Source organism: Pararhizobium gei (assembly GCF_029223885.1).
In the GTDB taxonomy this organism is placed as follows: domain Bacteria; phylum Pseudomonadota; class Alphaproteobacteria; order Rhizobiales; family Rhizobiaceae; genus Pararhizobium; species Pararhizobium gei.
The window spans coordinates 1,126,007-1,140,867 of sequence record NZ_CP119409.1 but is presented as its reverse complement, the minus strand read 5'-3'; the positions used below and the strand labels follow the sequence as shown (position 1 = coordinate 1,140,867).

The 14,861-nt window shown below is 55.9% G+C and carries 12 protein-coding genes and 1 pseudogene; 8 read left to right on the top strand and 5 right to left on the bottom strand.

Translation table 11 applies throughout. From position 1 onward, the window contains the following. Positions 1–79: 79 nt before the first annotated feature. Positions 80–790 (top strand): helix-turn-helix transcriptional regulator, encoded by a 711-nt coding sequence (locus PY308_RS05315; protein WP_275789014.1) that lies wholly within the window; start codon positions 80–82, stop codon positions 788–790. Positions 791–817: 27 nt separating this feature from the next. On the opposite strand, the gene rirA is transcribed toward PY308_RS05315, so the two are convergent. Together rirA and PY308_RS05305 are read right to left on the bottom strand one after the other, a co-directional pair. After that, positions 818–1,282, bottom strand: coding sequence for an iron-responsive transcriptional regulator RirA (rirA, locus tag PY308_RS05310; RefSeq protein WP_275791023.1), 465 nt, complete (start codon positions 1,280–1,282; stop codon positions 818–820). A 331-nt stretch (positions 1,283–1,613) separates the two neighbouring features. Next, on the bottom strand, positions 1,614–3,110 hold the full coding sequence (locus PY308_RS05305) for a CoA-acylating methylmalonate-semialdehyde dehydrogenase (RefSeq protein ID WP_275789012.1): 1,497 nt from the start codon (positions 3,108–3,110) through the stop codon (positions 1,614–1,616). A gap of 132 nt (positions 3,111–3,242) precedes the next feature. On the opposite strand from PY308_RS05305, the gene PY308_RS05300 reads away from it, so the two are divergent. The 3 genes from PY308_RS05300 (at position 3,243) to PY308_RS05290 (ending at position 4,838) form a co-directional block, all read left to right on the top strand. Beyond that, positions 3,243–3,554 carry a putative quinol monooxygenase gene (locus PY308_RS05300; protein ID WP_275791022.1) on the top strand — a complete coding sequence of 104 codons (312 nt, stop codon included), beginning with the start codon at positions 3,243–3,245 and terminating at the stop codon, positions 3,552–3,554. Positions 3,555–3,648: 94 nt separating this feature from the next. Continuing rightward, complete coding sequence (locus tag PY308_RS05295; protein ID WP_275789010.1) at positions 3,649–3,906, top strand: hypothetical protein; 258 nt, start codon at positions 3,649–3,651, stop codon at positions 3,904–3,906. A 50-nt stretch (positions 3,907–3,956) separates the two neighbouring features. Then, a complete protein-coding gene (locus PY308_RS05290; protein WP_275789008.1) occupies positions 3,957–4,838 on the top strand; it encodes a LysR family transcriptional regulator in 882 nt (293 codons plus the stop codon). A gap of 540 nt (positions 4,839–5,378) precedes the next feature. On the opposite strand, the pseudogene PY308_RS05285 reads toward PY308_RS05290, so the two are convergent. The 3 genes and pseudogenes from PY308_RS05285 to PY308_RS05275 all read right to left on the bottom strand — a co-directional run. Beyond that, positions 5,379–5,618 (bottom strand): annotated as a pseudogene (locus PY308_RS05285) (transposase); the annotation flags it as partial. 166 nt (positions 5,619–5,784) lie between these two features. Beyond that, the gene (locus tag PY308_RS05280) at positions 5,785–6,285 is read right to left on the bottom strand and encodes a hypothetical protein (RefSeq protein ID WP_275789006.1); all 501 of its coding nucleotides are present in this window, start codon (positions 6,283–6,285) and stop codon (positions 5,785–5,787) included. 2 nt (positions 6,286–6,287) lie between these two features. Continuing rightward, complete coding sequence (locus PY308_RS05275) at positions 6,288–12,575, bottom strand: RHS repeat-associated core domain-containing protein (RefSeq protein ID WP_275789005.1); 6,288 nt, start codon at positions 12,573–12,575, stop codon at positions 6,288–6,290. Positions 12,576–13,041: 466 nt separating this feature from the next. On the opposite strand from PY308_RS05275, the gene PY308_RS05270 reads away from it, so the two are divergent. The 4 genes from PY308_RS05270 to PY308_RS05250 all read left to right on the top strand — a co-directional run bounded on the left by PY308_RS05270 (position 13,042) and on the right by PY308_RS05250 (position 14,785). Then, positions 13,042–13,425, top strand: coding sequence for a translation initiation factor 2 (locus tag PY308_RS05270; RefSeq protein ID WP_275789004.1), 384 nt, complete (start codon positions 13,042–13,044; stop codon positions 13,423–13,425). 164 nt (positions 13,426–13,589) lie between these two features. After that, positions 13,590–13,802: a hypothetical protein gene (locus tag PY308_RS05265; protein ID WP_275789003.1), complete on the top strand. Its 213-nt coding sequence runs from the start codon at positions 13,590–13,592 to the stop codon at positions 13,800–13,802. A 151-nt stretch (positions 13,803–13,953) separates the two neighbouring features. Continuing rightward, positions 13,954–14,508, top strand: a complete 555-nt coding sequence (locus PY308_RS23060; RefSeq protein ID WP_434064201.1) for a helix-turn-helix transcriptional regulator — start codon at positions 13,954–13,956, stop codon at positions 14,506–14,508. After that, entirely contained in the window at positions 14,501–14,785 is a 285-nt protein-coding gene (locus PY308_RS05250) for a MerR family transcriptional regulator (protein WP_275789002.1), read from the top strand. The genes PY308_RS23060 and PY308_RS05250 overlap by 8 nt, the downstream gene beginning before the upstream one ends. The last annotated feature ends 76 nt before the right edge of the window (positions 14,786–14,861 follow it).

Genomic DNA, 14,861 nt, shown 5'->3' with positions numbered 1-14,861 from the left:
GTTTTATTTGAAATAGCCGTTGCTTGTGATGAATAGCGCGCTAAACTCGCACATGCGGAGACTGGAGGGGCGCCGCACCGTGGCAAAGCTTCTGAAAAACCACCGTCGGTATCACTTCCACAGCGATTTGGAGAAAGCTCTCAATCGGGTCGATTTCTTTCGCATATTTCACATGATCGCCCTGCGTTTCGAATTGGACCATTTCGGGATCCTGAATCTCGGCAATGAAAGCGAAGCGTGCACGTTGTCGAACAAGTTGATGCTCCACGATCTGCCGTCGGGACTGGCGGAGGAATACGACAAGCGTCACCGGTTTGGCGATTGCGATGTGTTCGAGAGCATGCACCGGTCGAATATCCCTTCCGTGTGGACATCCGATGATCCGCAGTTGGGCGATGGCCGCAACCTGATCGAGCAGTTGGGCTTCGAGATAATGATCTGCATTCCCGTTAGCGGCCTGAACGGCGCACGCTATTCGGTTATATTCCTGGGTGACGGCGACGACATCGAACGGCACGCACATTTCGAAATCTGTTACGACGCAATCTGCGCTTTCGATTATTTCTACAGGCTGGTTCTTTCGAACAGAACAGGCATGGGATTGACGCCGAGGGAGACAGAAATTCTGCGCTGGATTTCGCATGGCAAGACGGCAAGCGAAATTGCGCTCATCGTTTCTGTTTCGGAGCATACGGTCAATTCGCACACGGCGACTATCCTGAGAAAACTCGATGTCGTCAACAGAACCCAGATGGTGGCGAAAGCCATTCGGGAGCAGATCATTCAGTAAACAGATGCTGCGCGACCCATCCCCTGCCTACGCGGCAACTGTCTTCGGCCGCACGATTTCATCCAAACCAAGAAGAAAGTTGATCTGCGGGCGCGCCTTGACGAGATCGTCGATGGAATATTGCTGCAACACCTCGAAAAAGGCGTTGAGCGCCTTGCGCAGCGCCGAGTTCAGCCCGCAACTGTCGACCAGCGGGCAATCGATCTCGCCTGCCTCGAAGCATTCCGCCATGGCGAAACTGTCTTCCGTTACCTTGACGATGTCGAACAGGCTGATATCGGCCGCCGGCTTGGGCAGGCGCACGCCGCCGTTCCGGCCACGCACCGTCTCGACCAGTCCCGCTTTGTTCAGAGGCTGTAGAATCTTGAAGAGAAACAGTTCCGAGACGCCGTAAGCTTTGGCAATCTCCGGAATCCGGCTCAGGCGACCGTCATTGGCAGCGCAATACATCAACATACGGACTGCGTAATTTGTCTGCTTCGTCAGGCGCATCATCTACTCCAGGCTTCAGTTTTTTCGCCCGTCGTTCCAGAGAACCGTCGAGCCCCACCGGCATATCATGATCGCCAGCCGATCCGGCAACTGCGCCAGCGGATATTGATCGCTTCCTTCATATAGGACGGATGTTAGTTTGGAACAATTCCAAAATACATGAATCGCATCTGCATTCACGACATCCGTTTTCTCACGATAAGCGACCATCAGTCTGACGCGGCAGCGGTCTCAGCCTACACCGCCTTCGATGTCCATTTTTACCTTGGCGCAAAAAAAATCGGACCTCCCTGAGGAGGCCCGATAGCGTGTCTTCTGGCGATTACAGGTTTTACTTCATGGTCGGCATGACGAATTCGGCACCGTCCTTGATCCCCGACGGCCAGCGGCTGGTGACTGTCTTGGTGCGAGTCCAGAAGCGGATAGAATCCGTGCCGTGCTGGTTCAGGTCACCGAAGGACGAGGATTTCCAGCCACCGAAGGAATGGTAAGCCAACGGCACCGGGATTGGCACGTTGACGCCGACCATGCCGATGTTGATGCGGCTGGCGAAGTCGCGGGCCGCGTCACCGTCGCGGGTATAGATCGCGACGCCATTGCCATATTCATGCTTCATCGGCAGGTCGAGCGCTTCCTCATAGGTTTTGGCGCGAACGACGGAGAGAACCGGTCCGAAGATTTCCTGCTTGTAGATATCCATGTCCGGCGTGACATTGTCGAACAGGCAGCCGCCGACGAAATGGCCATTTTCATAGCCCTGCAGCTTGAAATCGCGACCGTCGACGACAAGGTTGGCGCCGTCTTCGACACCCTTGTTGATCAGGCCGAGAATGCGCTCCTTGGCTTCCTTGGTGACGACCGGGCCCATGTCGGCCTTGTCATCGGTGTAAGGACCGATGCGCAGGCTTTCGACCATCGGCGTCAGCTTTGCGATCAGGCGATCGGCGGTTTCCTTGCCGACCGGCACAGCCACCGAGATCGCCATGCAACGCTCGCCGGCGGAGCCGTAGCCGGCGCCCATTAGCGCGTTAGCGGCTTGGTCGAGATCCGCATCCGGCATGATGATCATGTGATTCTTCGCACCGCCGAAGCATTGGGCGCGTTTGCCGTTCATCGCTGCCGTCCCATAAACATAGCGGGCAATCGGCGTGGAGCCGACGAAGGACACGGCGGAAATGTCGGGATGCGCCAGGATGGCATCGACCGCGCCCTTGTCGCCGTTGACGACATTGAGGATGCCGGCCGGAAGACCGGCTTCGATCATCAGTTCCGCAAGGCGGATCGGCACGGAAGGATCCCGCTCGGAAGGCTTCAGGATGAAGGCGTTGCCGCAGGCGATCGCCGGCGCGAACATCCACATCGGGATCATGGCCGGGAAGTTGAACGGCGTGATGCCGGCGCCGATGCCGACGGCCTGGCGGATCGAATACATGTCGATGTTCGGGCCGGCACCCTCGGTGAATTCGCTCTTGGACAGATGCGGAATGCCGATAACGAATTCGCAGACCTCGAGGCCGCGAATAACATCGCCTTTTGCGTCATCGATGGTCTTGCCATGCTCGCGCGACAGCATTTCAGCCAGTTCGTCCATGTTGTCGTTCAGGAGCTGGACAAACTTCATGAAGACGCGCGCGCGGCGCTGCGGGTTGGTGGCGGCCCATTTCGGCTGCGCGGCCTTGGCGTTCTGGACCGCTGCATCCATTTCCGCGTCGCTGGCAAGCGACACGGTGGCCTGGACTTCGCCGGTTGCCGGGTTGAAAACATTGCTCGTGCGGCCGCTGGTGCCGGCAACGCGCTTGCCACCGATGAAATGACCGATCTCGTACATGGGTGATCCTCCTGATCTCTTGATTATGGCAGGAGTGTCGCACTACAATATGCACAAATCAACGCGCGATATTCAGCAACCGTTGTGCGAAAATTGATGTCATCATGAGTTAGGGAGAAGCAGTTCATGGGCATGCAGGGTGAAAAGATCATTCGAATTGCGGAGCTGGAGATCGAGGCCATCCGGCTTCCGGAATATCGCATCCTGTTGGCGGAGGAGATTGAGGCATCCATCGCGATCGAGCCCGGAGTCCTCATGCTGCATGCCGTAGCCGAGCGGGAGCGACCGGAGAAGATCCGCATCCTCGAAGTCTATGCCGACCGGCAAGCCTATGAGGAGCATCTCAAAACGCCGCATTTCCTGAAATACAAGGAAGGCGCTGCCGACATGGTCAAGGCGCTCAGGCTGGTGGATGTCGATCCGGTGATGATGCGGAGCAAATGAGGTATCGGTTATGATGTACTATGACTTCATCCCGAAAAGGAAAGACGCCGAAATCAGGATGACAGACGGCCGACCGGAGTCGATCGGAAAACACGTGCGTGAGCTCGAGATCGAGGATGTGAAAGAACTCTTCCGCGAAGGCGTTCATCAGCTCGTGGAATACAATACGAGTGGGTTTCTCGTCTGGGTTCCGCCATCGGAGTGCTTCGAATACTGGAAATGGGCACAGCCCCACCTCGCCGAAGGACATCTTCCGTATCTCGAAGATTACCCCGAAGGATTCGTTCTTTCTACCTCGGAATGGATCAGCGATTCTGGCGAGCGCCTGATTGTCTTCTCACGGTATCATTAAGGTGAAGATCGACGTGACGCGGAAAAACTCCCTTTCGATGAGGCCATTCAATGAACTGGGATGATGTCCGCGTTTTCCTGGCCGTCGCTCGCAGCGGCCAGATCCTGTCGGCCTCCAAGCGGCTCGGGGTCAATCATGCAACGCTGAGCCGGCGGGTGACGGCGCTGGAGCAGTCCCTGAAGACGCAGCTTCTGGTTCGCCGGACGAATGGCTGCGACCTGACCGCCGAGGGCGAGATTTTCCTGCATGCCGCCGAGCGGATGGAAACCGAAATGCTGGCGGCGCAGGCGCAGGTCGGTCGTGTCGATACGGCCATTGCCGGAACGGTACGCATCGGCGCACCCGATGGCTTCGGCGTCTCTTTCCTGGCGCCGCGCCTGGGGCAATTAACGGCGCGGTTTCCGGAACTGCGCATTCAACTGGTGCCGGTTCCACGCTCCTTTTCCCTTTCGCAGCGGGAGGCGGATATTGCCATCACGCTGGAACGCCCGGAACAGGGGCGGCTCGTATCATCGAAGCTGACGGATTATACGCTGGGGCTTTATGCGTCACAGGCCTATCTCGTCGCCCAGGGAACGCCGGAGACAATCGACGATTTGAAGAGGCACCGGCGCATCGGTTATGTCGAAGACCTGATCTTCACGGCGTCGCTCAATTTCACCGGCGAGGTGATGCGCAACTGGGACGCCGGTTTCGAGATCTCCAGCGCAACCGGGCAGACGGAAGCAGTGCGCTCCAGCGCCGGCATCGGCATCCTGCACAACTATATCGCCGGCCAATATCCGGAACTCGTCCGCATCCTGCCCACAACGACGATCCGCCGCGCCTATTGGACCACCTATCACGAAAGCGTTCGCGACCTCCTGCGCGTCCGCACCGTCCACGATTTCCTGAACGAAGTGGTGGCGACGGAACACCGTATTTTTTTGTGACCGGTGATGTTGGAGCGCCTTTGTCTTGCAACCTGTCAGCGCGGGCTGCTCGGAATTCCTAGTCAATGCGTCGCGAAGCAGAACGGACAGGTTTCAAGATGCCTTAGAATTTCTTGAGGGGCGCCGACGCGGTCAGGTGTTTGAAGAATCGTCGGCCCAGTCTTGGCGTCCGCTATGCCGCATGGCGCAGCCAAGCACAGCAATCATATCTTCAAGTCTTTGATTTAATTGTGGAAAAATGGTACGGTTGGGGGGTCTCGAACCAAAATTTTGATTCATAAATATCAGAGACTTAGGCAACATCTTCATACATTCTGTAGTGCATTCTGTAATGCGATTTTTATAGCATCGCTAGACTAACGAAGTAGTACCAAACGCGCGGAATGATGCGAAGCGTCTACTCTGCCGTGGCTTATCCATGCACTTAAAGGAATGCGCCCTCCACTCCTCACACGATTCCCTTCGCTGCTGGTTAATTTATTTGACCGATCACTTCATCAAGGTCGAACATCCCGCCGCACTCTCTACATTTTGAAGATCTACAATTCGCGCACGCATGTTCATCTCGGCATACATCTTCTTCAGCCGACGGTTCTCATCCTCCAGAGCCTTCATCTGGCTGATCATCGACGCGTCCATGGCGCTGTATTTGGATCGCCATTTGTAAAAGGACGCTGTGCTCATCCCGTGTTCCCGGCAAAGCTCGGGCACCGGAACACCGCCTTCTGCCTGGCGAAGGATTGCAAGGATTTGTGGTTCGCTAAATCTGCTCATCTTCATCGAATCCTCCTCGATCATAAAGCCCGAGAAAATTCTACTTTTGAAGCCCGTTAATGGCCGGGGGGATTACCCCAGGATTCTGTGACGAGCACCCCGTTCGGCCAAAACCCCTTCGCCGCGCGCGAGACTTCTGGCTGAAGAATAGTTTAGTGAGTACCACACTTTTTCAGCGCTTCATACGAGCCAAATGTTCGGAGATTCTAACAACGTCCCGCTCCCCAAGATTTTCAATTGTTAAACCTGCGAGTGTGTTCATACTGAGGTGGAATTTGAGATCACCGCATACCGCGATTGTATCAGAGATTTCAAAATCAGTCATTGCGACCACAGCAGTATTCCCCAGTAGTCCGAGAGAAAATGGTGCCAGGTCGTCAATGACGTCGCTCTGAGAAAACCTACTTAAGTCAGTTACAGGGATGCCCGGCACAACACGGCCTGCATTCATCTGACCTTCAAATCTTTCACTAAAGCTTATAACAGAAAACCCTCTCAGTGCGCCGCTTTCAGGATCAACAGCGATCTCAATCAAGGAAGTATCGAAGTTTCCCGCTCGATAGAATTTTGCTCCTAAAGGTCTATTGTAAGTAACGACTGATAATGGAACGTAATCGTTCGTTTCGACCGACGTTTCGAAAGTCTTATTTGCAACCTCTAGAATTTTCAACATAATTATGGACGCTCCAAAGCGTGATAGAGAGCGGGCAGTTGCCCTGGCTGACGTGGTGCACCGAACTTTAATTCCCAACCCCCAGTTCGCACAAGCCTGTCATACTTGATCCCTGCCGCGAATGCATCACTCACAGCGGCATTCAAACTGCGAAGTTGTGTCTGGGACCCTATATCAGCAATTTCCCGAGCCGAGGCGGCGTTCCCACCCGGTGCTTTCAAGGCCCTGTTAAAGATTGACGTTGCCTGTTCGCCAAGATGCTTTGTTCCGTTTCCGGAAACCCAAACGCTACCTTTTCCCGTTGCCATCTCAAATGAGCGAGGTATCGACGTGCCTTCGATAAGAGACTGGGTTGCCTTGATAGAATCCCAAACAGTTCCCGTTACCGCGCGAGGCACCCCGCCTGAAATCACACCTTTGGCAACTGACAATCCTCGAACAATTGCGCCGCCCGGAATCAATGCGAAAATTGTGTCATCCGGCACAGCTACACCTGACACTGCAAATTTACGTTTTTCACGTGCAAGGGCCTCGACCTCTGGATCGACGCCATCAAATAGTCCCCCCTCATTTCCATTTCCAAGACTTTGCATTTTGTCGGCTAGAGTTGACGCCTCGTGATCTTGCCGGTCTGCTGCTTGTTGACTTTCGTAGGCTTTTGTCGCTTCCGGTTGTCCGGTTGCACCCGATACATGCCCATTCGGATCGCTCCTGTTCACCGGATCATTGCCGGCATAGGCATAACGGTTGGTGCCGACACCCTCCATCGTCGGGTCCCATGTGTCCGGCGAGATGAACCGTCCGAACCTCGGGTCCATGTAGCGGGCGTTGAGATAGGACAGGCCGGTTTCGGCGTCGTAGCGTTCGCCGATATAGCCCTTCTGGGTATCCATATCCTTGTTGTGGGGCTCGCCAAAGGTGGCGTAGCGGTTGGTCTCGGTGGCGCCGAGGCCGCTGGTCATGCTGGTGACGGCGCTGATGGAGGAGAGGTGGTCGCGGTGGAGGAAAGTGCGCGACGTGCCGGTGACCTTGATGTCCATATGCGGATAGCGCGTGAAGCGGGTGCCGTCATATTCGACATTGGCGTCGATATAATAGGTGCTGCCGCCCGCCGATCCCCGCTTGACCCTTGCACCATCAGGACCGTAGCGCAGCGTCACCGTGTTGCTGCCGACGGCCGCCACGGAGGCGACGCGGTTGGCGAGATCGTAGGTGAAGGTTCGCGTCCCGTCAGTCAGCAGGTTGCCGTTGTCGTCATAGGTAAAGGCGGTGGTGCCGAGCGAGACGGGCGCATGCGGGTGGGCGGCACTGGCCGCGGGATAGACGAAACTCCCCGTCAGCCGCGAGCGTGACAGGAGATTGTCATTGGCGGCATAGGTGAAGGTTTCGGAATAGGCGGGATCGCCGGCATTCACCGCGCCGGCGATCCGGCCGAAGCCGTCATAGGTATAGACCCAGTCGTTCAGCGTCCCAAGGCCGTTGATCGACAGGATGCGGCCGGTCTGGTCGCGGACATAGGCCGAGCGCAGCAGCACCGATATCGGATCGCCGTTTCCGGGATCCTTCTGCGTGGCGATCTTGGTCAGCCAGCGGCGCTGCGGATCATAGGTGAAGAACGTCTCGAAACCATTGCTATAGGCGATCGACGCGGTCTGCCCATCGGCCTCGTAGGTCACGGAATTGATGTAGCCGGGGATCGAGATCAGCTGGTTCTTGCGGTCGTACGCCCAGCGGCTGGACGAGGAACCGACATCGAGCCCCAAGGGATCCGGCCCGTATTCCTTCCACAGGGGCAGGCCGCCCTTGTCGAGACCGGTCGTCTCGGTGTGAACCAGGGGGGCGTCCAGGACGCTGTCGTTGATCGTCACCCGCTTCATCTGCTGCAGGCCGTCGGCATTGTAGCGGAATTCCTGCTTCTGCATGGAATTGGACGATTTCGTCAGCTGACCCTTGTTGTAATAGCCGCTGACGTCCTCGTCATAGACATTCTGCGACAGCAGACCGCCGCCGCTGTTCGCATTGGCATCCGCAACGCTGTTATAGACCATGGTGGTCAGGGGCCGGCCGTTGCTGTCATAGGTGATGGTCGTCACCTTGTCGCGCGCGTCCGTCTGCCGGACCAGGCGGTTGGCCTTGTCGTAGCTGTAGGACCACTGGCCCAGATCGGGATCTTTGGCCGATGTGCGGTTGCCCATCAAGTCATAGGTGTAGGTCCAGACGGAACCGGCCGCATCCTTGACGCCAAGCATGCGGTGCGCGCCATCGAAGGTCGCGCCAAAGAGCCAGCGGGAGGTCGTGCTCCCGTCTGCGGCGGGCCTGCTTCTCTGCGCCTTGGCGATCACGTCGCCGGCAGCGGAGGTATAGGTATAGATCGCCCCGCCTTCCTCATCGCCGACGCGGGTATATTGGAACGGGACACTATCGGTTATGGACAGGGTATCCTGCAGGCCGTAATGCAGGAATTTGCTGCTGCCATCCGGATTGGTGATGGCAATCGGACGGTTGGCCCAGTCGAAACTGGTCACCGTCCAGTATTGCGGTTCGCCTGCGAAATAGGGATGGGTGACCTTTTCCACATTTCCGCGGAGATCGTACCGGGTTTCGACAATCGAATTCGGCTGGGCCGCATCGATAACGCGCCAGACCCGTCCCAGGCCGTCGAAAGACTGATACTGCTCGGCATCGGCGGTGGAACTCTGCCGGCTTGTCGAGGTCTTGATGAACTGCGACGCGGGATTGCCGAACTGTTCATAGGCGGTTTTCGTATAGGCGCCCGATATGCCGTTCAAAACCTCGGTCGGCCGGCAGAAGACATCGTAGCTGTAGCTGGTGACGACGCCGTTGACATCCGTCTTCGTCGCCGGCGCGCTGCAGGCCGCGTTCGGGGTACCAGTTTCCACCAGTCCATTGGGAAAAGTCGTTTTCGTGACGAACAGACGCTGCGTCCCGTCATAGACATAGGACGTCTTGTTTCCCACGCCATTGGACGACCAGTCCAGGTTGCCGTAGTCGTCATAGTGGAATGTGGATTCCTGATACACGCCGGAGCTGGTATAATCGCGCCTGCCGGTCAACTCGCCTTTGATGGGTGCGACTTCCCCCTGCTGGTCGTCGTAGAGAAAGTTCTGGGCTCTCAGATTCTGGGTGCTGCCGGGTTCCGACAGCCTGAGCCAGGCCGGCAGCGAGACAATATAGGCGCCCTTGTTGTAGTAGAAAGCCCGTTTGGTAATGGTCTCGTCGCCGGACACGTCGCGGCGGCCTTCGTCCGTTTCCTGGGTAATATTGCCGAAATCGTCGAAGATCCGGGTTTGGCGCGTCGAGCGCTCTACCGTGCCAACCCGCAGTTCCGTTGTCGTGACGGTGTTTTGAGCCTTATAGGGGATATGCGTGTCGTCGATCTCATAGGTTTCCGCAACCACCCGCTGGACCTCGCCGTCCGGGTCGAGGAATATTTTTGTCGATGGCAGGCCGATGGCCGCGATGTTCTGGACATAGGCTGTCTTGACGATCGGCGCATCGGCCTCGCCGGTGATCTTCGGCAGGGTTTTCGCAACATTGCCGAAGCCCAGGAAGCGGCGCTTTTCGATATCATACTTGCCGTTGGCGTAATCATAGCGCGTCGTTGCCGTCTGGCCCCGGCCGTCCAGCACCGACAGGGAGCTGACGGTCGCAATGCTATAGGGCAGATAGGTGTTCTTGTAGGCCGTCGACGGCGCATAGGCCGCCTTGACCTGCCCGCCCTGCGGCGTCGTTACCGTGTTGATGAGGTGGGCGATGCCGCCGGTCGCAGACCCGTATCGGATGCGGTATTTATTGGCCTCAAAGTTGTCGAACATCTGATTGAGAGCGGCAGCGTTCTCATAATCGGTTTTTTGAGGATTATAAGAAGTGCTTGGAGTGGGCGGCGCGATGAGCAGGTCGGATTGGCCGTCGCCGTTGAAGTCACCGGAAGTGACGAAGCTGCTCGTGATCCCGAGATTGGCCCCATCGATGCCCGTTCCCTCCTGCGGACTGGATATCGCCTTGTAGATTCGCCAACTCAAGCTGGCGAAGGGACTGTCGCCAGCGGGTGTACCGAACAAAACCTCGGCTTTTCCATCGCCATCGACATCGGTGACCACTGGCGATACGCCACTGTCGTCGGCCTGAGATGACCACTCGACCAGCTTGTCGCCAGTGAACAAATAAAACGTCAGCTCAGAAACACCAATACCGACGTAGTTATTGTGTTTCATGCTGACAACGTCACTCAGCCCGTCGCCGTTCACGTCCGCAATCGCACAATTTTCCTCCTTGCAAAGGAAACTTCCAAGCTTGTCGGTTTTGAAAGCGCCATCAACGAGATGGACACGGTAGGTGTCATCGTCTTTAACGGTGATTCTTTGCTGACGCCCGTCTCCAAACAAATTTGCGATGTTGCCACCGATGGTGACGGCATCACGGCCGTCACCATCCCAATCGACTGCATAGACGTTCGGATGCTCTTTTTTGCACAGGGCTTTCATCGGCGGATCTGCAACAAAGCGTGTTGCGCCTTCAAGCGCATAGCAATCCTTCAGATTTTCAACGAGATCTTCGCCGCTTTTGGAAAACGAGGCCTGCCAGCGCACATGTGGTTTGTCTATGTCAAAGGGGTTGTCATTGCTCGACGGGACCAGCGTCATCAGATAGGGCTTCGTTTTGTCGGTGCCAAACCGTCCTACCGATAACCCCTGAATAACCTTGGCAGATTCCGAATTGGTGCTGCTATACATAAAAGAAGGGCACGGAAAGTGTATATCCAGTGCAGTATAATCCGTTGTCCGTTGCCGGCTATAGTAAAGGAAATAATCGCATGTTGTACTTCCGTAGTCATCCCATTCCGCCTTCAGAATTTCCGTGACACCATTTGAATCGACATCTACGGCGGCGTAGGAACTTCTCAAGTAATTCTTTTTGACTAACGTCGTGTTGCTCTCGTAGGGATCATCTTTTTCATATGTCTTTGTCACTTTTTGAATCGGAATGCCGTTGAGTCCAACAATTTCCTGGCTTGGCGCAAAACCGCTTGAGGTCGGGTCATTATAGGCGAACGTCGTCGGCGGCAGCGCACTGCCGGAGGCGATGGCATAATTAGCATCCAGGACAAGGTCGCTTCCAAACTGCTGGATCGATGTCAGGCGCGACGCATTGCTGAAAGGCGCCTGATCATAGGACAGCTTGTAACCCGACGTGTTTGTGCCTGATGTCTGAACCACAACCGCCTTTATGCGCATTTTCGTGTAGGACAGCGAGTGTCCGTTGGCTGCCACGATATAGTCCGGCCGGGCGTCGTAATGGAACCGGATCGTCCTGACGGGCGTCCCGATTGCTCGATTGTGATAATCAATGGCGGTGGGATAGCAGACCGGTAATTCGGGGCAGCTGTAAAAATATTTGATCTTGTTGCCGTATGTGTCGGCCGTTTCCGTAGCCAGCCATCGATACTCGAAGCGGGTTTCATGCTCGCTCGTATCGTCGTTGGCAGCCGCACTCGCGATTGTGCCAACCGACGTGAACGTGGTTTTGGTTCCGTCGCGGGCGGTCACTTCCCAAAGATTGCTGGCAGGAATATATTTGATTTTCAGATAATTCTCGACTTCGGACACCCACGTGTTCGGCGTGTTGTTGGTTCCACCGCCGGTATCCTGAGCGACGCATGAGGCTCCGTAGCCCTTGCAGCGAGCCAGCGGCTCACCGTTCAGCGTGTAAACATCTGTATCCGGCGCCGGGAGAACCGGATATTGCGGGATGCCAAGGTCGGCCCCGACACGTTCGATGACGGGAATGCCGGAAAGGCCCCAGCCAAAGCCGAGCCAGCCCTGGTAGCTTCCACCCGTTTTGGTCTTCCGGCTCGAATTATAGGTAAGTTCAAGCTTGGGTTCGAGACCGCGGAATGCGGGAACGTCGATAGGATAGGTGTAGGAAAAGGCGCCGTTGTTCGTGACGTCGCCGAGCGTCGGATGTGCTCCCCAGGCTCCGCCATGTTGCTCCTCGACGGAGCTGTTTTCGACAACCACGCCGCCTGCGGCATCGGTGACCGCCGTCGGCTCCTCGACGGGTTGTGCCCGCTTCAGTTCAGTCTTTTCAGGCTGTGCCGGCTCCAACTCCGGCTGCGTCGGCACAGGCTCCCCGACCTCTGCCGGGACCTCTAACGGGCTTTCTATCGCGGGAACTGTTTCGTCCAGTTGAGGATCGTCCGCAGAGGCACCGGTCGCAACCGACACCAAAAGACCTGCAACAAGTCCGAAACCAATGCCGCGCAACTTCATGAATCACCCCTCACACCATAAGTTGCAACAGGGCTAATTGAGTTTCATGATATCCGCAATACGCGGTTGTGGAAATATGGCGAAAACATGGTATCAGCCATTTGGGTGAGTGACATGGCGGATCTGGAGCGCGTGACTGTGATGTTGAAATCCCCTTGGCAGTTGGCTGCGGACGGCAAATTACCGGATATGCTACGGTAACTATATTGAGCTGGCAGTCACCGAGGCTGAATATCAGATTTCAACTGCGCAGGACGGAAATCACAGTTCTCGTAAATAGCTATGGGATAGACGGTTGCGAAGAGTGATTCTCACACGCGACCGCTGGACAAGATTGTTTTCCCCTGATCTTCTCTAAGCGTAAGTTAGAGGGGATATCCATGAATATTAAGATCTCTTTTGCCGTTGCAGTCGTTGCAGCGTCTTTAACGTCTTGCGGCAGTGTAGTTCGGGGACAACCGAGGATGTGACGATCAACGCTCTGCCTGAAGATGCCTCGATCCGCACGTCGCTCGGGCCAGGCTGCCCGCGATCGCCGTGCACATTTCCCGTAAAGCGCCGGGACAGCTTTACAGCTTTCGCCGAACGCGAAGGCTATAAGCCGGGCTCGATCCAGATTGGAACGAAGGTCAGCGGCGGTGGTGCTGCAGGCTTTGCCGGCAACGTCCTTGTTGGCGGTGTTATTGGCATGGGTGTCGACGCCTATAACATGTCGAGCTATGACCACTTCCCTAACCCTGCCTTTATCGTTCTGGAGCCTATTGACCCGAAGAACCCGAAGACACCTGTCTATCAGGCTCCGGTGGTCGTGCCACAAAAGGAAAAGAAGGCTGGTAAACCGATCTCGTAGGAAAACCACAGCCATTCGAGTGGCAACGAATAGTTTGTTGTAAAGAGCTTATCCACGCATGTGACACACTGGTAGAGAGAACCGATACTCCCGAAGAGGTTCAATCTCTTCTCGACAAGGTTCTTGGCCCTCTAAGCACCGAAGACTTTGGCTTTGCGGATCTCATGGCAGCAAAAGATAAACTTGCAATATATCAAGCTCTTGCAATCATGTTTCCTCTTTCCGCTCGCGATCAAGCCCTTGAGCAAAGAAAGGCGGGACGAACAGTCGCTGATGTTGCACGTTGGGTTTGTTTGCCGATCCCATTGGTAAAGATGGTAATGGGAGACGAATGGCCGGAATTGCGCCAAGACCTTCTGGATAAGTTTGGCGAATAGAAATCCGCCCGCGACTATCGACATATCGGCCAATATTGTTTCTGCTGTCGAGCCGCTCTCGCTTACCAAAGATGATTTAGCGAGAGTTGTGGGTGAGCGCTTTTCATACTCATCTCAGCGTGGGCACTTCTACGGGTGATGAGGGCAGCCAATGTACAAGAAGCGCGACCATATCGCCTACCCTCCCCGCGGGCTCAACCGCGACGACGCAGTTCGGTATATTGGCCTCGGCGCTGCAACGTTCGACTCTATGGTCAACGACGGCCGCATGCCGCGGCCAAAGAAGATTGACGACCGCCTGATTTGGGACCGAGATGCCCTCGACGCCGCTTTTACCGCGTTAGTATCAGATTCTAATCCGCCAGTGGCACGACGCATGCCTATAGACCGAACCTCACGGGGGATGGAAGCGCCGTTTCCCGAACATGCCTCATCGTCGGTCGAAAGCAAGGGTGAGGGAAAGATCGTCTTTGATAAGGACATTGAAACGCTCCTTCGAATCAAAGAAGTCAGAGAAATGACCAAGCTCGCTACGGCGACCATCTATCGCAAGATGAAAGACGGCACGTTTCCCCTACCTCGGAATCTGGGAGGCAACACCGTCAGGTGGCGAATGTCCGAGGTGCAAAAATGGATAGCCGATCTTTTGTCTGAGAGAGAGACTAAAACGCACGCCTTGAACGCGCCGGAGCACAAGGATGATTGACGAAGTTACCCATATCAGCCCTATCGAAACACTAATGAAGCTCGCTGAAGTGCGGCAGATGACCAAGCTCGGCACGACGTCGACTTATGGTCGTATGAAAGCAGGCACCTTCCCCCGCCCACGGCTGGGTAATTTAAGGGTCTTTCGAGGCCCTTTTAGTCAACTCCGTCAAGGCCGCCGATTAAAGCTTCCCCCAAGGATCGAGTCGATGAAGCAGTGCCCGACACGCAAGCGCAGTCCTGACGTCGGCGCCCTGCTTCTTTATGGCAACGACTGAGTTAGCGGAAATACCGAGCAGACGACCGCACTCGGCATCGGAACGGGCCAGGCCATTTGATCTCATCTCCGCGAGC